The organism is Aquimarina mytili (assembly GCF_016735115.1).
GTDB classification, from domain to species: domain Bacteria; phylum Bacteroidota; class Bacteroidia; order Flavobacteriales; family Flavobacteriaceae; genus Aquimarina; species Aquimarina mytili.
Genome location: NZ_JAERQJ010000001.1, coordinates 562,037 through 585,283 on the forward strand (window position 1 = coordinate 562,037; position 23,247 = coordinate 585,283).

At 32.8% G+C, this 23,247-nt stretch carries 18 protein-coding genes; 14 read left to right on the forward strand and 4 right to left on the reverse strand.

The features are described from left to right. Nucleotides 1–62: 62 nt before the first annotated feature. Nucleotides 63–1,133 (reverse strand): helix-turn-helix domain-containing protein, encoded by a 1,071-nt coding sequence (locus tag JJQ60_RS02480; RefSeq protein WP_201916353.1) that lies wholly within the window; start codon nt 1,131–1,133, stop codon nt 63–65. A 407-nt stretch (nt 1,134–1,540) separates the two neighbouring features. On the opposite strand from JJQ60_RS02480, the gene JJQ60_RS02485 reads away from it, so the two are divergent. Genes JJQ60_RS02485 through JJQ60_RS02515 form a run of 7 tightly spaced genes read left to right on the forward strand, consistent with a single transcriptional unit; the run spans nt 1,541 to nt 9,936 of the window. Continuing rightward, complete coding sequence (locus JJQ60_RS02485; RefSeq protein WP_201916354.1) at nt 1,541–3,046, forward strand: pyridoxal phosphate-dependent decarboxylase family protein; 1,506 nt, start codon at nt 1,541–1,543, stop codon at nt 3,044–3,046. A 13-nt stretch (nt 3,047–3,059) separates the two neighbouring features. Continuing rightward, a complete protein-coding gene (locus JJQ60_RS02490; protein WP_201916355.1) occupies nt 3,060–4,388 on the forward strand; it encodes a lysine N(6)-hydroxylase/L-ornithine N(5)-oxygenase family protein in 1,329 nt (442 codons plus the stop codon). After that, nucleotides 4,385–5,554, forward strand: coding sequence for an MFS transporter (locus JJQ60_RS02495; protein ID WP_236669021.1), 1,170 nt, complete (start codon nt 4,385–4,387; stop codon nt 5,552–5,554). The genes JJQ60_RS02490 and JJQ60_RS02495 overlap by 4 nt, the downstream gene beginning before the upstream one ends. 4 nt (nt 5,555–5,558) lie before the next feature. Continuing rightward, the gene (locus JJQ60_RS02500) at nt 5,559–6,149 is read left to right on the forward strand and encodes a GNAT family N-acetyltransferase (protein WP_201916356.1); all 591 of its coding nucleotides are present in this window, start codon (nt 5,559–5,561) and stop codon (nt 6,147–6,149) included. Nucleotides 6,150–6,157: 8 nt separating this feature from the next. Then, nucleotides 6,158–8,008, forward strand: a complete 1,851-nt coding sequence (locus JJQ60_RS02505) for an IucA/IucC family protein (RefSeq protein WP_201916357.1) — start codon at nt 6,158–6,160, stop codon at nt 8,006–8,008. After that, entirely contained in the window at nt 7,992–9,104 is a 1,113-nt protein-coding gene (locus JJQ60_RS02510; RefSeq protein ID WP_201916358.1) for a heparan-alpha-glucosaminide N-acetyltransferase domain-containing protein, read from the forward strand. Before JJQ60_RS02505 ends, JJQ60_RS02510 begins: the two co-directional genes overlap by 17 nt. 4 nt (nt 9,105–9,108) lie before the next feature. Further along, nucleotides 9,109–9,936 carry a crotonase/enoyl-CoA hydratase family protein gene (locus JJQ60_RS02515; RefSeq protein ID WP_201916359.1) on the forward strand — a complete coding sequence of 276 codons (828 nt, stop codon included), beginning with the start codon at nt 9,109–9,111 and terminating at the stop codon, nt 9,934–9,936. On the opposite strand, the gene JJQ60_RS02520 is transcribed toward JJQ60_RS02515, so the two are convergent. After that, entirely contained in the window at nt 9,933–10,940 is a 1,008-nt protein-coding gene (locus JJQ60_RS02520) for a helix-turn-helix transcriptional regulator (RefSeq protein WP_201916360.1), read from the reverse strand. The genes JJQ60_RS02515 and JJQ60_RS02520 overlap by 4 nt on opposite strands. A gap of 114 nt (nt 10,941–11,054) precedes the next feature. On the opposite strand from JJQ60_RS02520, the gene JJQ60_RS02525 reads away from it, so the two are divergent. The 7 genes from JJQ60_RS02525 (at nt 11,055) to JJQ60_RS02555 (ending at nt 20,811) form a co-directional block, all read left to right on the forward strand. Further along, entirely contained in the window at nt 11,055–13,451 is a 2,397-nt protein-coding gene (locus tag JJQ60_RS02525; RefSeq protein ID WP_201916361.1) for a TonB-dependent receptor, read from the forward strand. 34 nt (nt 13,452–13,485) lie between these two features. Continuing rightward, nucleotides 13,486–14,781, forward strand: coding sequence for a DUF4374 domain-containing protein (locus tag JJQ60_RS02530; RefSeq protein ID WP_201916362.1), 1,296 nt, complete (start codon nt 13,486–13,488; stop codon nt 14,779–14,781). Nucleotides 14,782–14,861: 80 nt separating this feature from the next. Further along, nucleotides 14,862–16,019, forward strand: coding sequence for a PepSY-associated TM helix domain-containing protein (locus tag JJQ60_RS02535; RefSeq protein ID WP_201916363.1), 1,158 nt, complete (start codon nt 14,862–14,864; stop codon nt 16,017–16,019). 270 nt (nt 16,020–16,289) lie between these two features. Further along, a complete protein-coding gene (locus JJQ60_RS02540) occupies nt 16,290–16,586 on the forward strand; it encodes a hypothetical protein (RefSeq protein ID WP_201916364.1) in 297 nt (98 codons plus the stop codon). Then, nucleotides 16,583–17,884 (forward strand): hypothetical protein, encoded by a 1,302-nt coding sequence (locus JJQ60_RS02545; RefSeq protein WP_201916365.1) that lies wholly within the window; start codon nt 16,583–16,585, stop codon nt 17,882–17,884. The genes JJQ60_RS02540 and JJQ60_RS02545 overlap by 4 nt, the downstream gene beginning before the upstream one ends. A 109-nt stretch (nt 17,885–17,993) precedes the next feature. After that, nucleotides 17,994–18,320 carry a hypothetical protein gene (locus JJQ60_RS02550; protein WP_201916366.1) on the forward strand — a complete coding sequence of 109 codons (327 nt, stop codon included), beginning with the start codon at nt 17,994–17,996 and terminating at the stop codon, nt 18,318–18,320. A 256-nt stretch (nt 18,321–18,576) separates the two neighbouring features. Then, nucleotides 18,577–20,811, forward strand: a complete 2,235-nt coding sequence (locus JJQ60_RS02555) for a DUF5916 domain-containing protein (RefSeq protein ID WP_201916367.1) — start codon at nt 18,577–18,579, stop codon at nt 20,809–20,811. A 102-nt stretch (nt 20,812–20,913) separates the two neighbouring features. Here the strand turns inward: JJQ60_RS02555 and JJQ60_RS02560 are convergent, their stop codons facing one another. Then, entirely contained in the window at nt 20,914–21,123 is a 210-nt protein-coding gene (locus JJQ60_RS02560) for a hypothetical protein (protein WP_201916368.1), read from the reverse strand. A 209-nt stretch (nt 21,124–21,332) separates the two neighbouring features. Next, a complete protein-coding gene (locus JJQ60_RS02565; protein WP_201916369.1) occupies nt 21,333–23,078 on the reverse strand; it encodes a helix-turn-helix domain-containing protein in 1,746 nt (581 codons plus the stop codon). Between the last annotated feature and the right edge of the window lie 169 nt (nt 23,079–23,247).

Genomic DNA, 23,247 nt, shown 5'->3' on the forward strand with positions numbered 1-23,247 from the left:
TTTAAAAACGATAGTAAGTAATAAATCAGGAGTACTGATTTATAAATCTGGAATAAAATTTTTTAGCTGTTGGTCAAATCTCTGTATTTCGAAGGGGTTTTTCCGGTATGCTTTTTAAAAGCAGCGTAAAAAGCCGATTTTGAGTTAAACCCGCAATCAAAACTGATGGTTTCAAGAGAATAGTTCGGATTGTTTTTTATGATTTTTTGTGCTTCTTCTATTCTTTTTTTATTCAAATAATTAGAAAAACTGATTTTCATAGTGTCATTAAGAAGCATAGATAATCTGTTAGGAGAAATAGCAAGTTTTTTGGCAATCTTAGGTAAAGTGATATTAGTATCCTTAAAAACTTGTTCTTCTTTCATAAGGTTTTCTAGCTTGTTAATCCATAATTGCGCTTCTTTTGTATTGATACTTTTGTCCAGATATTTAGGAGGGTTTAAAAATAGAAGTTCGTTACGTTTTTTAGCGAAGAGCAATAATAAAATTAAGAGATAGAAAACAAATGAAAACGACAAAGCACCGACAATATAAGAGGTGTAATGAGCAGTGTTAAAAGCAATACAAATAATCGTGTTTCCTATATAAATACTCAAAAACCAGAATTTGAAAGAAGGAATACTATTTTTTACGGTTCTTAATTTTGTATAATGTTTCCAAATCAAATAGCCACTAATTGCTACATAAATTATCCATTGGGTATAAATGGACTGGATAAATACAGAAAACCATAAATCTTCATATTGAGCGCGAGGGAATCCTATAAATAGAGTAAGAGCTATTAACATAAGGATAGAAAAATGCACTTTTACCTCTTTCTTAATAGTTCTGTTAATTTCTAAAGCAGATTTGGTATAGAAGTACAATAATGGACCAATAAACCAACAAGCAAATAATCCAATTTGAATGTAAACATCGGCTAGATCATAACTAAAGTAATAAAATACTGATTTGCCGACTCTAATACTTAAAGCAAGCAATAAAAGCCCTAAAAACAAGTGACTTCTATGCTTGGGTTTAGCATAGAAAAGAAAAAATATCCCAACAATAATCCCATTAAAAGCCCCAAGAGCACTGAAAAAAAATAATAATTGAGTTTTTAGGTCCATATACTTGGTCGATGTATGAATCAAATATAGATATTCTGGTATACTTTCTTAATTAATCTGTCTTTGCTATACGAGCATATCTATCAAGAGCAGACCCTAATTTAGGAAATTTGGTGCGATTTGCATCCCAATGTTCCTTTTTGTTACCAAATGTTGGAATTATTTTCTTCTTAAATATAGATCGAAAAATGTCTTTTGTTTTGAAATAGTAGAGAATGAAAAAGTATGCATTACAAAAGCTTTACGTTTAATTGCGAAAGCAGAAAAGGTTAAAAAGATGAATTTTTTGGTAGCGTTGGATTCATACATTATCTAAATATTAAATAATTCCAATTTTTGTTTCTGCGTCTTTTTTTATCCAATATACGTCATGAATATGTTTTTATGTCGATCTACATTTGCATAACTTATTTAGATTAAATAAAAATAATATGCTCCTCAATGCACAAACCAACGTAGTTATTGATCATAAAATTGATCAGTTATTTGATTCGCAATCAAAATATACCTACGAAGAATATATACAAAAGGCAGTACAATATGTTAAATCCTTTCTGGATAGAGATAGCTTTTATAGTGGAGAGTTCATAAGCGATTTTGATTCAAAACGGCATTTCATTACTCCCGATCCCAATGTTAATTTAACCATTGACGAGGCTTTACAGGAAATAAAAGCACTATATCTCGATCACACTATAGCGTTTCATCACCCCAATTATGTAGCACATCTCAATTGTCCAGTTTTGTTACCTGCCATAGTTGGGGACTTAGTCGCATCATCTATAAATACAGCAATCGAAACCTGGGATCAGAGTACTTCTGCTACTTTAATAGAGCAGGAGATGATTAAATGGATCTGTACCCAAATGAGATTACCGCGTATCTCAGATGGAGTATTTACTTGTGGAGGAACACAATCTAATTTTATGGCTTTGTTATTAGCTAGGGATGATTATGCTTTCAAACATTATGGACTTAACCTTAAAGAAAATGGTTGGTCTGATGTGGTTTCCAAATTTCGCTTCTTTTGTTCAGAAAAAGCACATTTTAGTATTAAGAAAAATGCTGCTCTAATGGGTATGGGATACAATGCAGTTATTCCAGTGGAAACAGATGATAAGATGAAAATGAAATCCGATGCTTTAATACAAGCAATCGAGAAAGAAAAGCAATCAGGTAACATTCCTATCGGTATTATTGCCACCGCCGGAACTACTGATTTTGGAAGCTTTGATCCATTAGAAACCATTGCTCAAATCGCCAAAGAATATCAGATATGGTTTCATGTTGACGGAGCGTACGGGGGAAGTTACATATTGACAGATACACATCAGCATCTGTTAAACGGAATAGAAAGAGCAGACTCGGTAACTATTGATTTTCATAAAACCATGTTTCAGCCTGTTTGTTCTAGTGCATTTTTGGTACGCGATACAGAACACTTTAAATACGTGTCGTATTATGCTGATTATCTTAATCCTTTAGAACATAGGGATGCAGAGTGCCCTAATCTAATCGAAAAATCAATTCAGACTACCCGTAGATTTGATGCACTAAAGCTTTGGTTTACATTAAAAATGACAGGAGCTAAAACGATAGGTTCTTTTTTAGAAAAAGTACATTACCTGGCTTTAGATTTATACCATAGTATAAAAGATGATCCTTATTTTGAGATTGTTCATAAACCTGAGCTCAGCACCTTAGTCTTCAGATATATTGATTTAGAGACAGATTCTAATCCTATTCATGATAAAATTAACCTGTATATAAAGAACACACTTTTTAAATCGGGTCAGGCATCTATTGCAAGTACAAAAATTGACGGAAAAATATACCTGAAATTTACATTACTTAATCCAAAAAGTACCATTGATGATTTGTTAAATATTATCCAGATGATCAAGAATACAGGAAGAGAATACAATCCTCATAATTAAAACAAATACAATAATGGAGAAAGAAAATATACTTGATTTTGTGGCTATTGGAATTGGTCCAATGAATCTTGGATTAGCTTGCTTAACCGAATCTATAGCCGAATTAGATGGCGTTTTTTTAGATAAGAAAGAAAAGTTTGATTGGCATCCTGGGATGATGCTTCAGGATACAACACTCCAGATCCCTTTTATGGCAGATTTGGTAACACTGGCAGATCCAACAAATCCATATAGTTTTCTAAATTATATCAAAGAACAAGGGCGCATTTATTCATTTTATATTAGAGAAAACTTCTTAGTATTACGTAATGAATATAATCAATATTGTCATTGGGCAATTCAGAAATTATCAAATGTTTACTTTCAGACAGAGGTTACCGATATCGATTACAATAAGGAAGAAAGGTACTTTACAGTTATTTCAAATAACACTACAACTGGAGAACAAAAAGTATATCAAACTCGTAAACTGGTTTTAGGTACCGGAACTCAACCTTATATTCCTAAGTGCTGTAAGGATTTGAGAGGAAAAGCTATTCATTCTTCAGCCTATCTTTCGCATAAAGAACAACTACAGTCTAAAAAATCAATTACCATTTTAGGTAGTGGGCAAAGTGCGGCTGAAATTTTCTATGATCTTTTGCAAGATATTGATATAAAGGGATACGAACTCAATTGGATTACAAGATCACCTAGATTCTTCCCTTTAGAATATTCTAAACTCACTTTAGAAATGACCTCCCCTGACTATGTAGATTATTTCTATGACTTGCCTTCTACTAAAAGAGATGATCTAATCAAGAACCAAAAACATTTGTATAAGGGAATTAATCAAGATTTGATTGCCAATATTTATGATTTGATCTATACTAAACAATTAACTCATAAAGTTAAGATCGACCTTAGAACGAATTCAGAATTAAAGAAGGCTGATTATGATGCTACTTTAGAAAAATTCTATCTCGAAATACATCAAAACGAGCAGAATAAATATTACCAACATCAGACAGAAGGATTGGTGTTAGCAACCGGTTATGGGTATCAACAACCCAAATGTATTGAGGGAATTAAAGATTGTATTCGATGGGATGAAAAAGGAAGATATAATGTGCATCGTAATTATGCCATTGATCATAAAGGCAGAGATATTTTTGTACAAAATGCAGAGCTACATACACATGGATTCGTTACACCAGATCTGGGAATGGCATGCTATCGAAATTCATATATCATCAAGGAGCTTACAGGAACAGATTACTACCCAATCGAAAAACGAATCGCTTTTCAGCAATTTGAAGTCACAAAGGAAGAAGAGATTAAGAAGGAAGCATCATTAGTATGAAAAAATTTCTGATCATAATGACCTTGGTTGCTGTGGTAAGTGATTATTTACTACATCCTTTTTACCCACAGTTCTTTGAGGCTCGTTTTGGTGTTACCGACCCAGAATGGGTAGGGTATTATTTTGCGGCTATTTGTTTTATGGTGATGATTGCTTTTCCGTTTTGGGCTTGTGTTTCTAAAAAAGTGGCAGAACTTAATATTTTGGTGTATACACAATTCATTGCCGGGCTATTAGCATTATACTGCTATTGGACTACGTCTTATATCAATTTTTGGATAGTATCGCTTATTATGATTTTGTTTAAGGGAAGTTACTTGTTGGTCTATCCATACATTCTAAGAATCATTACCAAAAAAGAACATCCAGATACTATAGGATTATTATCTGTAGTCGTTCATTTGGGTGGAATTCTAGGAGCTGTCATTGGTGGGTTTACGGTCGATTTAATTGATGCTAGTTATATTTTTTTGATTATGGCGGCAGGTGATTTTATACAAATGGGAATGAGTGCTTATTTATTGAAAAGCAAGAGGTATGACACTTCAAGAACCAAAGAAACCGAAGAGAAAATAGTTACTAATAAAAAAATGATTCCTAAAGGATTCATCTTCAAAATAGGAATTACAACACTACTATTATATGCAAGCGGATTTATTATCCGACCATTTTTTTCAACCTATTGGGAGTATATAACGGCCAATTCTAGTAAACTAATTTCTGGGGCGGTATATGCATTACCGGGCTTTGTAGCATTGCTTGTGCTATGGTGGGATATAAAAAGAAAAGGAACAAAATCCAGTGGCATAGTAATTCCTTTATGTATTGGTATCATTGGTTTGTTAGCACAGGGTATTCCAATTCCTTTTTTAGTTATTCTGGGTAGAATCGTATATGGATGGGCCGTTTTTAGAGCCATTGTTCGTTTTGATGTATTGTTGTTTGAATCCAGTACTCCTGAGACCTATGCAATAGACTATAGTAAAGTACATTTTTTCCAAAATCTAGGAGTGTTAATATCTTCCTTTTTAGTGGGTGTTCTTGTAGATCAATATGGATTAGTAATTCCTTTTACAATGGCATGCATTGGTTTTACTGTGACTTTAGGCTTATACGTTTTGCTTTTCAAAATAAATTTCAAAAAAATCATAGTAAAGACAACCTAAAATTATGGATACAATAACTAAAATAGACATACTATTTTCTAAGTATTGTGAAGGCCTTGGAGAGCTACAAATACGTGATTTTAATTGTAAGGAAGATTCAGAGAAAATACATCATTGGGTGACCAAGCCTTATGCAAAATATTGGGGAATGCAAGAGTCTTCGATTACAGAGTTCGAAGAGGAATATCGAAAAATTGTAGACAGTAAACATCATCATGTAGGTATTGGGATGTTACATGGTAAACCTATTTTTTTAATGGAATATTATGATCCGCATAAAGATACTATTGCTGATCATTATGATGTCCTTTCTGGAGATGTAGGCATGCATATTTTAGTGGCTCCTGTAGAAAAAAAGATTTCAAAATTTACCTGGAATGTATTTACCACTGTTATGGATTTCCTGTTTGCTGATCCAGCAATAAAAAGGATTGTGGTAGAACCTAATGTTGCGAATCAAAAGATTCATGTTCTCAATGCTAAAGCCGGTTTTCGGTACTTCAAAGAAGTTCAATTACCTCATAAAAGAGCACGTTTAGCAATATGCACGCGTAAAGATTATAAAAGTGCAATTCAAAAATCATATGTAAAATAATATAACCAATGAACACCTCAGACACTTTGTTATTATCAACTCAAATCTCACACTTAACTCCAAGAATTTGGGAGATAGTGAATAGAAACTTAATTAGAAAAGCAATTAGCGAATTTACTCATGAACTACTTTTAGAACTTGAATTCATAGGGCAAAAAGAGGATTGGAAAATCTATAAAATGTATACAGATATTCCTGATATTGTCTATTATTTCAATGTAAAAAAAAGAGTATTAGATCATTCACATATTGATCGTTCTTCTATTATAAAAATGAAGAATGATAAAGAAGTAGAACTAGACGCTCTTGATTTTATCTTAGAATTAAAAAATACACTTGGGATTCCTGATGATATGTTACCTACCTATATGGAAGAAATCACCAGTACCTTGCATGGTGCAGCTTATAAATATAAGTATCAAGAATATAATGCCAGTGAGTTAATAGCGGCCGATTTTCAAGATATAGAAAAAGCAATGACCGAAGGACATCCTTGCTTTGTTGCTAATAATGGCAGGATTGGATTTAATACATCCCAGTATCATCATTTCGCACCAGAAACAGAAACCTCCTTTGCTTTAGTTTGGATAGCAGGACACAAAACAAAAGCCGATTATCATAGTGTATCGATGCATGCTTATGATGTTTTGATAGAGAATGAACTGGGAAAAGAAACCGTGCAACTTTTTAACCAAAAATTGATGGATCTTGATCTTGATCCTGAAGATTATATTTTTATGCCTGTTCATCCTTGGCAATGGGATACTAAAATCAGTACTATTTTTGCTCAAGATATTGCACAACAATTTATCGTTTTATTAGGAAAAGGAAATGATCAATATGCTGCGCAGCAATCTATTCGTACACTGTTTAATATTACTCACCCAGAGAAGCTATATACCAAAACTGCACTCTCGATACTTAATATGGGCTTTATGAGAGGATTATCTCCCTATTATATGGGAAGTACTCCTGTGATTACAGACTGGATATCCCAATTATTAGAACATGATACTCTTATACGACAGACAGGATTTACCATGTTGGGAGAAATCGCAACAGTTGGTTATAGAAATCGATATTATGAAACCTTGGGTAAAACCAAAGCCCATAACAAGATGCTATCTGCACTTTGGAGAGAAAGTCCTTTTTCTAAGGTCACCAAAGACCAAAAGTTAATGACGATGGCGGCGTTTTTACATTTGGATAATCAAGGAAATTCATTGGTGGTCGAATTAATAAAAGCTTCCTCGGTATCTGTTGAGGTTTGGTTAGAAAACTATCTGCGTGTATATCTAACACCGCTTTTACATTGTTTATTTCAATATGACTTAGTGTTTATGCCTCATGGCGAAAATTTGATCATGGTTATTGAAAATAGCATTCCCGTAAAAGCGATCATGAAAGATATCACCGAAGAGATTGCCATTTTTGATGAAACAATAACATTACCTGAAAAAGCAAAACGATTACATGTTAAAGCAGATGATGATATTAAAGCCTTGGCCATCTTTACAGATGTTTTTGATTGTTTTTTTAGATTCCTTTCAGATATTTTGGTAACACAAGGTGATTATTCTGAAACCACATTTTGGAAACAAGTAGCACAATGCGTTATCAACTACCAAGAATCACATTCGGAACTTTCAGATAAATTTCAACGAATTGATCTTTTTGCACCAGAATTTAAAAGATGTTGCCTTAATCGGTTACAATTATTGAATACGAAACATATGCTCAACCTGGCAGATCCAGTAGACAGTTTACAATTTAAAGGAACTATAAAAAACCCTATTGCTACCTACAAAACTGATACAAAAAACACAAAAACCAATACATCATATGCAACGGCAAAATAGAATATTAGCTATAGACTTGGCAAGAGGAGTAAGTGTATTGATGGTAATCATTGTTCATACCTTATGGATCTATGGAGATATATTTACGCAATCTGAAACCTGGTTAGGCGAAGCGATTCATTTTATCGGTAAAGGAACTCCAATGTTCTTAATAGCAATGGGAGTATCATTTACATTATCTCGTAATCAAAGTATTATTCTATCTATAAAAAGAGCATTCTACATTTTAGGTGTAGGGTATCTTATGAACTTCCTGAAGTTTGTACTCCCGGTCCTTTTGGGTACTGTTCCAGATAATTTTATAGCAGCCTATGGTTGGACAAAACCAGTAACCTTGGATAACATGATCTATATGTTAGGGACTGGTGATGTTTTACAATTAGCTGGAGTTTCTCTATTGTTTATGGGAATTATCAATCATTTTTCAAAAAATAAATATGTACCATTATTAATAGCATTACTCATTGCTGTTGTGACCAAAGAGGTGCATGGTTTCCGCTTTGGGATTATAGGTATAGACTATGTGTTAGATCTTTTATGGGGAGCCAAGTGGAATGTATATTTTGCAGTATTTCCTTGGTTCTCGTTTATCCTTATCGGAATGTTTTTTGGAAAATGGTATAAAGAAAAAAAGAATAGTACGCAGTACCTTTTTAATAAAATGGGAGTTGCAGGAGTAATTCTAATGCTTATTGGAGGAGGGTTGTGTTACTATAATTTTGAGTACCATTTTGGAGACTACTTTCACTTAGGCCCAGGAGGAACATTATACCTGGCTGGATTTAATCTTGTACTGATGTGGTTAGCCAATGTATTAGTTACTCGAGTTAAGGAAAATAACATTTTTAAATTCTTTTATTATTGTAGCAAACGTGTAACGACAATCTATGTGATCCAATGGGTACTTATCTGCTGGGGGATGGGAGTTTTGGGGTACCAGCAATTTGGTATTACCGGTGTACTATTATTAATCCCATTTTACATTCTTTTAACGCTGGGAGTACAAAAATTTGTGTTGGATGTCGTATCGACTACAAATAAATCTAAAAAACAAACACGTATAGCTAAAAAACAAGTGGTTATACCAAAAACATAATGTTATGAGGGAGTTTGATTGCGTTTCTATAGCATATTTTAGAGAAGAAGAACTCTTGCTTTGGAAAATAAAAGATACCGGAATGCCTAACTTTTGTTTACAAGGCCTTCAGGAGTTTCGAGAATTTTGTGACTGGGTTAATGCCTATTTTTCGCACCCTGACAGGCCTTTAAAATTTATTGTTTCTGGATCAGAACATCAGGGTATCTATAATATGGGAGGAGATTTACCCTTTTTTCTTAATTGTATTCATACGAACGATAAGGAAAAACTACTCACCTATGCTCACCTGTGTATTGATGCAATCTATAATATTTATACTTCTTTTGGTTTGCCAGCAATTACAATTGCTCTAGTAGAAGGAAATGCTTACGGAGGTGGGTTTGAATGTGCATTAGCTCACGATTTTATTATTGCCGAAGAACAGGCACAATTTTGTCTGCCCGAGAATAAATTCAACTTGTTTCCAGGTATGGGGGCTCATAGCTTGTTAATCAGAAAAATTGATATAGTAGAAGCAGATAGATTGATTCGAAGCAGTAGAACATATAAAGCAAGGTTTTTACAATCGTTGGGGCTAGTAGAAAAAGTAACTGAAAAAGGAAAACCTATGCAAGGGTTGAATGATTTTGTGGACAAAATTTCAGAACAATTCAATTTTGAATATCATCATATTCAATGCAAAAAATTGGTCAATCCTTTACTGAAAAAAGAGTTATTAGCGATTACAAATCTTTGGGTAAAAGCTTGTATGAAAGTTGGATCATTTGACCTAAGAAAAATGGAGATTTTAGCCAAAGCGCAATTAAGAAAAGTAAGTGCTATATCTTAAGGTCGTGTACTATTTCTATATGTTTTGGGAGTAATACCTTCTATTTTTTTGAATGCTGCCGTAAAATGAGTAGAATTTTTATACCCTACCATTTCTGAAATCTCATAGATTGGTTTTTTACTATGATGTAATAATTGTTTAGCCTTATTCATTCGAAGTTCTGTGGCATACTCAAATATGGTTTTGCCAAATAGACACTTAAATTCTTTTTTCAATACAAAATCATTTACCCCTATCTGTCGGGATAGTTGTTGTATCGAATGTTGAACAGAAAGATCAGACGCAATTAAGTGTTGCGTCTGATATAATTTTTTGACTAAATTATCTACAGGGGTTATTATAGTCGGTTTTGGTTTGGATGAGTTTTCTAATTTTAAAGCAATCAATTCAAGTGTTTTTGATTCTAGAAACAAGCGTTTTAGCAACCCCTTTCGTTCGTCGGTTAAAATTTCGGAAAGTATATCTTGAGTTTTTGGGCATAGAGGTTTAAAAAAATTATTCTGCAATTTTATCAAAGAATATTTATCCAAAATAGTATACTCTTCGTCAAGCCGATGTCTTTTTATAAAATCAACACTCATTCTAATTTTGACTTCTTTAAGCCGTTTGCGCTTGTGGTAAGCCACAGAACCTCGGATTTTTGATAGATATAAAAGGTAACTCTCCTGACTTTCATAAATAAGATCATGTGTAATGCCTTCTATTTTGATAATTTGCTCCCCTTCAATAAGAAAAGAAAGTTCAAGAAAGTCTTTAGAAAGATACCCTTCCATGAAAAGGTCTTTCTTTAAAACTACATCGAATATGCTTAACTGCAGCCCGTCAAAACGATGATATTCAAAAAAACCTATACCAAATTTATCTAGAAATCTAAACCTCTTTGATAGAATACCACATTGTTTATGCGTCTTTATTAGCTCTGAAATTGAATATAAAGTATCGATCTTCTTTTTGTTATGTAATTTGGTTTTAAGTGACGTTTTTTCACGTCTTTTTTTATCCATAATGCGTCATTTTTATCCTTTTCTAGACACTAATTTTGCACTTTAAATTTATTTAGACCAAATATAAATAATGTTTTTCTGGTCGCTAAATTAATCAAAAAATAATTATAGTCAGTGGTTATTTTAAAACAAAAATGCAGCATCATTTTTTTGCTTTTTGCTGCCTTATGGTGCAATGCGCAAGAACTCGTTCAAGGAGTGGTTTTAGATCAAAATACTAATCCAGTTCCAGGAGCAACCATTCAGGTCCTTGGTCAAAAGGATATAGGTGTGGTTAGTAATCTTGAAGGAAAATTTCAAATTTTACTCCCTGCAGGCAGTCATACTTTAGAAACCAGTTTTGTGGGTTTTAAAACCAATCGTACTTCGATTACTACAATTGCTTCAGAAACTAGGTACGTAACTATCGTAATTAAAGAAAATATTGAAGAATTAACAGATGTACTTATCAAAGGGAAGACAGAGGCAAAAAAGACCCGTGAAAAACCTTTTGAGGTAGACGTAATTGAAACCAAGGAGCTTAAAAATATAAGTGTAGATATAAATGCTGTGCTAACAACAATTCCCGGAGTAAATGTTCGACAACAAGGAGGATTGGGTGCTACTTTTGACTTTTCGTTAAATGGATTATCTGGTAAACAGGTAAAGTTTTTTATTGATGGTATTCCTTTAGAAAATTATGGAAGCTCACTTTCTCTTAACAATTTTCCAGCAACACTCATAGAAAGGGCCGAAGTCTACAAAGGTGTTGTTCCTATTTTTCTGGGAGCAGATGCTTTGGGTGGGGCAATCAACATTATTACTAATCAGCGTAAAAACGATTTTCTGGAAGTTTCCTATGATATTGGTTCTTTCAATACACATCGTGCCACTGTAAATGGCCAATACTATAGTGAGAGTGGACTGGCTTTCCAAGTATCATCTTACTACAATTATTCAGATAATGATTATACCATAAATGGTGTAGATTCTGATGTAGATGGCTTCGTTGTGCGCGATGAATTGGGTAATCCCACTGGGGAAATCGTAGAAGAAGTCAAACGGTTTCATGACGCCTACACCTCTCAAATGATACATATAAAAGCTGGTGTAGTTAATAAAGCATTTACAGATCGTTTGATGTTTGGATTTATAGCCTCGACCAATGAAAATGAAATCCAGCATCCTATCGATCCACAAAATCCTTTTGGTGAGGTTTTTACAGAAAACAATGTCGTTTCGGGGAGCATTAATTTTGAAAAAGAGAACCTACTCAAAAACAGATTGAAGCTAAATATCTATGCTTCTATAGCCCAAAACCGAGATCAGGTTGTTGATACATCAGCTCGAAGATATAATTGGTTTGGTGGTTTTACCGAAAGGATAGATCAAACTTTAGGCGAATTTGAAGCCAATAAAACCCTTTTCAAATTCAAAGATAATTTGCATTTGGTCAATGCTTTGGCAACTTATACTATTGATGAATCGCAGACTATACTTTTTAATTATGCTAAGAATTATATCAAAAGAACAGGAGAGGATCCTGCTCGATCTGGTAGAATAGCTTTTCAGGATCCTCATGTGGTAAGTAAAAATCTAATAGGATTGTCGTATGATGTTGAATTGCTGGACTCTAAATGGAATACTTCATTATTTTCAAAAGGATATATACTGGATTCTGAAGGTACTATTGAAGACCTTTTTACTACTGTAGAAGAAGATCGATTTACTCCCTTTAAAAATTCTATTGAAGAATTAGGATATGGTTTTGCTTCGACGTATAAGGTTTTAGAAAGCCTTCAAATAAAAGGATCATTTGAAAGAACATTTAGAATCCCTGAAGGATTTGAACTTTTTGGCGATGGTTTTTTACTAAAATCAAATCCAGAGTTATTACCCGAAGAGAGTTATAATGCGAATCTAGGAATTCTTTTCAACACACAACTTAATAATTTCAAAATTCGAGCAGATACAAACGTGTTTTTGCGAGAATCCGAAAATTTTATTGCCATTAGATCCGAAGGGATTTTCTCAAGATTCTATAACACAGCAGATGCACGTAGTAGCGGAATTGAAGGAGAGATCAGAACACTGTATAATGACAGATTCTTTTTAGATCTTAATGCTACGTATCAAAATATTATAGATCGTAATGCAGGAGAAAATGCAGGAGTTGACTTTCTAGAGAATCAACGTATCGCAAATATTCCGTATCTATTCGGAAATGCCAGTTTTGGAGGAAGATTTAATAATATTCTAAAGACAGGAGATCAATTCAATGTTTCATGGAGTACCTACTATGTTCATGATTACCCACTTACTTCCTTCGTAGAAGGAAGCCCAGAAGAGCGAGACATTATCCCTGAACAAGTTTCGCACAATCTACAATTAGGATACTCTTTTGATAAAGGAAAATATAATGTTTCAGTATTAGCTCGTAACATCACTAATGCCAGGATTTATGACAATTTCGAGATTCAGCAACCGGGAAGAGCTTTTTATGTTAAGCTGAGGTATTTTTTAACAAACTAAAATAATTGCTAATTTTTTAAAATCATATATACAAATGAAAACAATACAAATAACTAAAAACATAATGTTGCTTATAGTAATGACTATAGTTGCATTTTCTTGTAGTAGCGATGATAATGGAGGGACTATTGTACCTGAGCCGACTGCTATATCTAAATATGTAGTAGGGTTTGAAGCATTCCCGGTTGGGCAAGCGGCACCTGTTGATTATATTTTAGAACTTCCTTCTTTAGAGTCACTAACTATTGGAGAAATTTCTGTTGAAGGACAAGGAAAACCTTTAAAAGGATGGAGATTTTTTCATAGTGCAGGAAATACTGTCTTTACGGCGGGTTATGCCGATGATGATAAATGTATATCCTATCAATTAGACGAAAATGGAGTATTGAAAGAGAAAACCAATTTCGAGTTTCAATCTACCTTGGATAATTATGCAGCCATTGATGACAACACTTTAATAGCTGTAGAGTTGAGTGCATCAGTTACCGATCCAGCAGCAACATCAATTCCAGACCGTAGTTTCTATATTATCAATGCAGAAACGGGGTTAGTAGAAAAAATAGAAACGCATCCTGTAGATAGTAGTCTTGGAGATGGAACAGCCAGTAATCTACCCTATATGCCTTGGGTTACAGGAATGACGTTAAGAGACGGAAAACTATTCGTGTCTTATCATAAATTATTACCTGATGGTACTTTTACCAATGTTGGAGCAGATAAAGCCAATGTAGCCGTTTTTAAGTATCCTGAATTTGAATTGGAAAAAATAATCGAAGACACCCGTACTAGCCCAATAGGTGTAAACGGTCATAGTACAGGAATAGAACAAACCGAAAATGGAGATATCTATTCGTTTTCTCCCTCGGCGTTGAGTGCCGGTTTTACAACAGCGGTTAAACCATCTGGAATTTTAAGAATTAAAAGCGGAGCAACAGAATTTGACCCTGATTATTTTTTCAATATTGAAGAGGCTGCCAACGGAGGGAAATTATTCTGGATGGATTATGTGGGTAACGGAAAAGCCATTGCCAGAATTATTATAGATGATACCAACGGAGCAGGAGAGTGGGGAGCCTTCTTTAAAAAAGATGTGTTCAAATTGGTAGTGATAGATCTCAATACTAAAACAGTAACCGATGTTTCAGGAGTTCCTGTACATGGACATCGGTATACGGCGCCTATGTTTGTAGAAAATGGTAAGGCATATATTAGTTGTTCTACCGATACCGAAACACATATTTATATAGTAGATTCAGAAACAGCTACAGCAACCAAAGGAGCCAAAGTTCTTGGCTTAGGGCTAAAAGGAATTTTCAAGGTAACTAACTAACCATTTTACTTGAAAAAGAACACTCTCAAATGCTTATCGCATCTGGGAGTGTCATTTTTTGTTGAAATGATCAAGCGACTATGAAGAAGAAAAATACTCGAAAAATCATATTAAAAATCCATAAAATATTGGGTTTAACAACGGGCTTAGTGGTTTTTGTAGTGTCTATTACTGGATGTCTTTGGGTTTTTAAAGAAGAAATTGAAAACTTTTATGATGGGTATAAATATGTAACTCCACTGGATCAAGAGTTCTTATCTGCATCCAAAATAAAAACGATTGCCGAAGAAGTTATTCCTAATAGAAGTATTCATGGAGTTATTTATGGAAAACCCAATGAAGCCATAGAGGTAGTGTTTTATGAAGCATCACCAGAAATATTTTATCATAGTGTTTTTTTAAATCCCTATACAGGAGATTTTATCAAAAAAATTGATAATGATGCCGGATTTTTTGGTTTCGTACTAAAAGGGCATTTACGGTTATGGTTACCCGATGCAGTAGGATCAAGAATTGTTTCGTATTCGGTGTTGTTTTTTTTAATAATCTTGATTAGCGGATTAATCTTATGGTGGCCCCGAAATAATAAAAACTGGAAACAACGATTGAAGTTCGATTGGAATTCTAAAACTAGATGGAAACGTAAAAATTTTGATCTCCATACGGTAGTTGGGTTTTATATATCCTCTTTTGGATTGATATTAGCATTTACAGGGTGTGTCATGGCGTTTAACTGGTTCTATTTTATTGCTTACAAAGCCACAGGAGGAGATAAAGCACCGCAATTTATCATTCCAGAAAGTAAAAGTGTAATGATTGTCGAAAAGAATGAAACTCCACCTTATGATAAACTCATTCCAATCCTCTACAAAACCTATAAAGATGCCAAAAACTTCGAATTACACTATCCTGAAAATGATACGACATCAGTTCTTGTAGAGGTAAGCAATTCTAAAGGACTATATTACAATATGGATTATCTTTTCTTTGATCAAAACACCCTAGAAGAAATTGAAACCACAAGTATTTATGGAAAATATAAAGATGCCAAGTTTGCCGATAAAGTGATTAGAATGAATTACGATATTCATATAGGAGTTATAGGAGGAATTGCAGGGAAAATTATTGCTTTTTTAATAAGTTTAATTTGTGCCTCATTACCAGTAAGCGGTATTTTACTTTGGTATGGTAGAAAGTATAAAAAAACTAACAAAGCAAAGTTTACATATGTAAATTAGAAATCAAGTACATATACAAATTGCCAATATTTGACATCATGGGATACCACTGTTAAAATATTTCTACAGTATAAATCAACATCATTATAGTTGTCTCCATAAAATTATAATTAATTTGTGAGGGTCAAATTTTGAGTTTGTCAGTTACAAGAGTCGTAATTGTATAGATAAAGTTGATTTTTCTAAATAATACCCGCTGTTGGGTATTTAAAAACAATAAAGGTTTTAATAGTTTTACTACATAAACGGTATAACTTAAAATATAAAGTAATGGCTAAATATATTTCGGTATTAAATTCGGATTTAAATAAGTCCTATTGGAAAGCTGTACAATGGGATAATTCATTGGTATCTATAGAAGCTAACCCGTATTATACGGCTGGTTATAATATGAATATTGCAAAAGAAGAAGGTCATCAAAAAATTAAAACAAAAACAATAAAAGAAATTAGAACTTTAAAAAGCGCAACTGCTACTATTATTAAACTAAGTAAAACGTCTACCGATGTTCTTAAGTTGGCCAACAATAGTGCTTCAAAGACATTTGTTAAAACTCTTGAGTCATGAGAAATAGTATATTAATTATCATTATATCCGTTTTGTGTCTTTCTTGTGGATCCGGTCATTTAACAAGGCGTTATAAATCTGTGGAGTCTATTAAAGATGATACTGTCATAAAAGATAATATCACTGTTGGAGCTTATTTCCTGGAAACGGCGAAAACGAGACCCATACCTCCCAAAACTATTTTTGACTTATCTCCAAAGGGTCAGAATTCTTTAATTACCGAAATAAGCAAAAAAGTAAACAACTCAAGTGATTTAATCAAAAAACTAGGGTCTAACCTTTCCATAAAGCCTAAAAAAAATATTCGTGTAATTGATCGCACAATTGTCGAAAAGCAGATTGTTCTTTCGGTAAGTAATAACAGCCACATGCCAGCCAATAGAATATCCAAAATCAACATAACGCTAGATTTAGGTGATGATATTAAATTATTAAGTTGTAACAAGATTGCTACTAGTTATGAAACGTTAGATCTGGGAAAGCTTAATTATTCTAATACAAATCAAGCTAGCCTTACTGGAAATGCATCTACTGCAATTGGTTCAGAAAAGACATCAGCGGGTGATGACACAACAAACTCAAAAACGAGTAGTAATGGAGCGGGGTTAACAGGTACTGTTTCGGCAAGTAGTACATTCTCTGAAGAAGTGATGTTAAGACAAAGGCGAGTAGCGCTTAATGCCACCATTTCCGATAATAAGTTATCCCTATATCAGGACGGAATCGTAGGAATTGATTTAACCGGAAATATTATTGCAGATATAGTTTTTGAAATAAAAGACGCTAATGTACTACCTGTATATACGTTTAAAGGATTAGTAGACAAAAACAAAAAAATAGGAGAGCCCAAAGATATTATAGTGAGCGAAATATTAGAAGTGCTGCCCAATGTAACTAATGATATTAGAGCGACAATATCGTATGAGGCCGATTTTAGAGAAGTTATTTCTGGCGATAAAACAATTTCAGAATCAGATGATGTTATAAAATTATATCACGGAACTGTGTCTAACGAAACAAATGAGGTTCTTATCCCGAAAGAAAAACTTATGAACCAGAAATTATGGAAACTTTCATTTTCCAAAGATAAAAATAAGTTTCCGGTAGAGATTAAATCAGTACTTGGACAGGGTGATTTAGTTTTTAATTCATGGGATCACGCTAGGGATTTTGCATTTTGGCTTATTGAAAAGTTTGACGACACAAAAAATATACTGGAGATTAACAATAGAAAGTATACACTTGTAATGCCTACCGGTTTTACTACGATTAAAGATATTATAATATTGCCTTATTAATTTATTTTTACTTCAGCAGTTCTGTTATTTAATAACTAAAAATGTTGTAGAAGGGACATTTTGGATTAAATTTGCACCTTAATTAGTAAATCATAAAATTTAATTGAAGATGAAAAAGATTCTTTTAGTACTTACAGTAATTTTTGCCTCAGCTTTTACTGATGTATCTAATAATCAAATTGAAGAAATAGAAGTAACTTATAATGGTCAGTCTGAAAAAGCATATTACTTTACCAATAAACAAACCGGAAAAGTAATGGAGTTTACCATTGTAAGTAAAAAAGCAGTATCAAAATACGATTTTAATGAAAAAGAACTTATCGGAAAATCTTTTAAGATTACTTATGAGGTAGATAAAGTTGAAATAAAGACCGATGATACTCAAGTAAAGCAATACAAACAAAGACTTATATTGATTGATATCAATAAAATCTAAAAACATTGAATTAATTTTTAATACCTTGAAGGTGATATAGTTTTATATCACCTTTTTTCTTTTTTGGATACCGATATAACACCTTCTTTATACAATTTAGAAGTAATTTTTATGCCTTACAATCGTTCAGTTGTTTTTGTGTATCAGTTCTAGTTTGTCATAATTTTAACAAAAACTAAATTTTCACACCCTATTTTTAGACATTCCTTAGCCAAACAACTATAATGATATCTAATATTTATATGAAAATTTCAATATGAGGTTTTTGATATTCTTAAGCTGTATTAATTTAGTAACAATATGTTGGGGGCAAACAAATCCCAATGAAAAAAAATCTTTTACAGTTGCGGTTACTTCTGAAACTATAGAAGTAGATGGTGATTTAAAAGAAGTTATTTGGGATGATCTATCACCCGCAAAAGACTTTATACAATACTTTCCATCAGATTCTATACCTGCAAAAGCACAAACAGAAATTTATATGTGCACGAATCAAAAAAGTTTGTACATAGGTATAAAATGTTACTCTACAGGTAACGATTGGATCGTAACTTCATTGCGGCGGGATTATCGAGCCGGGGGAACTGATAATATTACATTGCTGTTCGATACTTTTGATGATGGTACTAATGCAATATATTTTGGAATAAATCCTGAAGGTGTTCGTCGCGAAGGTATTATTAGTAATGGAGGAAATGATTTTAGAGATTTCTCGACCTCTTGGGATAATAAATGGCGAGGAGAAGCCAAAAAACATGATGGATATTATACCGCAGAATTAGAAATCCCATTTAGCACATTGCGTTATCCAACACCATCAAAAAAATGGGGTTTTTCTGCCTATCGATTTGATACACAAACCAACGAAATTAGTACGTATACAGGAACTCCACGTAATCAGATACTCTTTACATTGGCTTATCCTGCAGAGATGATCTGGGAAGAAGAATTGACCACAAAAAGTAGTGCTGTTTCTTTAATTCCTTTTGTTTCTTCTGGTTTTAATAAAGATTTTGAAGATGAGCTCCCGGCAGATGAATTTTTTGAAGCTGGAGGTGATGTTAAAATAGCGCTTACTCCTGGACTTAATTTAGATTTGACCGTTAACCCCGATTTTTCGCAAGTAGAAGTAGATGAGCAGATTACTAATTTGGATCGATTTGAAATATTTTTTCCAGAACGAAGACAGTTTTTTTTAGAAAACGCAGATTTGTTTGGTCAGTTTGGATTTTCTAACATCAACCCTTTCTTTTCAAGACGTATTGGTGCCAGTGAGGATATTGTTACAGAAGAGTTAGTGCAGAACAGGATTTATGGTGGTTTACGTCTAAGCGGAAAACTTGATCCAAATACAAGGATAGGTCTTTTAAATATGCAAACCGCAGCGAGTAATGGGCAAGGGATACCCGGCGTAAATTATGGGGTTGCAGTTGCCCAACGTAAACTCTGGACACGCTCTAATATTGGTATTATTGCTGTCAATAAAGAATCTCTTAACCTTGAAGATCTTAATTTTGATTTGGACACTCTAGATCTTAATCGATATAACAGGATGATTGGTGTAGATTTCAATTATGCGACCAAAGATAATACCTGGTCAGGGAAAACATTTGCTCATGGTACATTTTCCCCTGATACTGATTTGGCTATAGCTCAGGGTACTACATTAAACTACAATACCAGAAAATACGGAGCCTTATGGAAACATGAATATGTAGATGAAGATTATAATGCAGAGGTTGGTTTTGTACCACGAACAGATTATTTTAGGATTAACCCGGTTGCAGAGCTTCGATATTATCCGCAGAATGAGTTTTTAAATAATCATACCTATAGAGCTGAATCGGATATCTTTTGGCGTCCCGGTTTTGGTAAAACCGATCACCTATTTTCAGTAGGATGGGGAGGGGAGTTTGCCGAAAGAGCATCTTTTCAGTTAAACCTTAATCACAACTATGTATATTTATTTGATCCATTTGATCCAACGGGTACAGATTCTTTAGAACTAGAAGCGGAGCAGGATTTTTCTTATGTAAGTTTTACTGGAGAATATCGTAGTGATAGGCGTAAGATATTTAGCTGGAGTGTTAATCCCTATATAGGAGAATATTTTAACGGTTGGAGATATGGTACTCGAGGTAATTTTACAATTCGTTACCAACCCAAAGGCTTTTTCTCTTTAAATTATGCAGTAAATTATTTTGATTTACCACATCTTAATGGCAGTAGAGAGACTTTTTTGATCAGTCCTCGTATTGATTATACCTTTTCCAAAAATTTGTTTACTTCGTTTTTTATACAGTATAACTCTCAGGATGATAATACCAACATTAATGCCCGTATACAATGGCGTTTTGCACCAGTATCTGATATTATTCTTGTATATACCGATAACTTCTTAACAGGTGATGTAGATCCGTTAGATCGCTTTGCTTTTGATATACGTACCCGGTCTATAGTACTTAAAATTACCTATTGGCTTAATTTGTAAGATTAATGTAGATTTCATGTAATTAAAAAAGACAAAAATCAATTAAGATTTTCGTCTTTTTTAATATTCTAAAACTATAATCTTTAAACAGTCTTGAAAGTTTTATGGGTTCCCATCTTCTGTAAAACCGCCGTAGGAGGTAGGATTAGTTTCGGTGTTATTTGTACAAGTAAAATGGCCAGCGCAAGTCTGCATAGTAGGACCAACAATTGTCGTTACATCGGGGGACATAATCTGCCCGCCTTTAATATCGTATAAATTATTGAGTTTTGTAATAGTAATTTTCCCTAAGTTTAATTTTTTGTTTTCCATTATTTTTACTTTTAATGTGAGTTTGAATTTGAACTAACATACTATAATAAATTATGCTTTGGACATTTTATTTTCCCATTAAATATCCAAAATGAAATAGTGTTATCAATTCATATACAAATATAATTGATAATATAACATCCATTTTATTTTTTTATTGTTGCAATCAAATTTTATTGAAGATTAGATATTACGCATAGAATGCCTTGTTATCTTTGATTTTGGGTGGTTTGAAGCTGTTTTTCTAATTCTTTTATAAAATAAGAAGGATGAATCCCGTTTAGCTTGTAAAAAGCTTTAGAAAAAGCATCGGTTGTATTAAAACCAATTTCTTGTGCAATTGCTTTTATAGTATAATTTCTAAACTTAGAATCTGTTTTTAATTTGGTTATTGATTGCTCTATTCTTAAATCATTGATATATTGATTAAAGGGTTTCTTTTTATATGTATTAATAATTTTAGAGAGATATTTAGTATTGGTTCCAAATCTTTTTGCTAATGTATTGATAGACAAATAAGGTTCAATAAAACCTAAATTATTTTCAAAATCTGTTAATTTAGCAAGGATATCTTTTATAATCTCCTCGGGGATAGCAAGTTTTGCTTTCTTTTTCAATAATTCTGGTTGTTTTTTATTCTCTTTATTTATAGGTTGCTTATGGTAGAGTTCCTCAAAACGCCGTTTATATTGTTTTTGTCTTTGTCTATTTATTAGCCATAAACTGAGTAGTATAAAACTTAAAATAATCAGGATGCTTATGATTGTATTAGAATGTTGTTTTCCAGTTTCTAGATTATCTATAATTTCTTGTTTTTCTGAAAGTAACCTTGGTGTATCATAGTCTTGTACTACTGTTTTTATAAGATGCTTATAATTGGTATGTAATACACTATCTACGGTAATGAGTTGTTTGATATATTTTAATTGATTATCCTTGTCATCTAATTTTTTGTAGTAATTGATTAAGATTTCATAATTTTCTCTATTATTGGGCATAATCCGAGATATTTCCTGAAATATATCATCTACTTTAATATGTGCTGTAATAGCTTCTTTTTCTTCACCTAAAACGGTAAGCGTTTTACCAAAATAAAAATACGCCATAGAAAGATTGGCTCTATCTTCATTGATTTTAAACTCTTCAATAGCAATTGATAAACTATCTCTTGCATTTGTATACTTCTTTTTATCGAATAAGTTAATCCCTTCGTTCAAAGTAAAATAATACTTAAAATCCTCTTTGCCAAGCATTACAGACTCATTATAGCCAATAGTATTAATAATGGTTGCAGAATCAAGTTTTTTGTTGAGGTTATATGCATCAGATAAAGCAAATAATGTACTTAAATAAGTCATGGGTTTACTTTTCTTAAATTTTGAATAGTAATGTTGACATTCTCTAAGTTCTGTTAATGCTGTTTTATGTTCTCCAATTCTACTTTTTAATATTCCAATATTTTTTTTGCTGGCATAAAAAAGATGAATGTTTTCGACTTCTTTTGCACTCTCATTAGTTTTAAGATATAGTCCAAGAGCATTTTTAAAGCGTCCTTTGTTATGTTCAATTTTCCCTTTGTTATAATAAGCAAGCGCTGGATAAAATTTAGTTTTTAGATTTTTTGAAAACAGAATCATACTATCCACATATTTCTCTGTAAGCTCTTTATCTTGAATAATACCAGAATGATAATAAAACCCATTTACTATTTCAAGCGTATCGATTGCCTTTTTTGCCTTATAAAGATAAGTTTGTGCGTATTTAAATGCTTTAGAAGAGTCTTTTGCATTTTGGTACACCATTTTTTTTAGATAGGTATATTCTTTGGTGAGTAAGCTATCAGTGGGGGTTTGAAATGCTACAATCTTTAGACTGTTACATAACAATAAAAACAGTAGAAATAGATGCTTATAATAGTGGTTTCTACTACATGAAAATAAAATAGTATACGACATCTATGGGTAGTTTTGGTTAGCAAATCTACAGATTTACAAATGAAAAAACCAAAAATTGATTGGACCGCTTTCTTAGGTTGTATTGATGTTTTCTTATTGAAACCATGTGCTTAATAATATATCTATAATTGTATACTGTAAGTTTTAATAGCCTTGCATCCTTAAATAA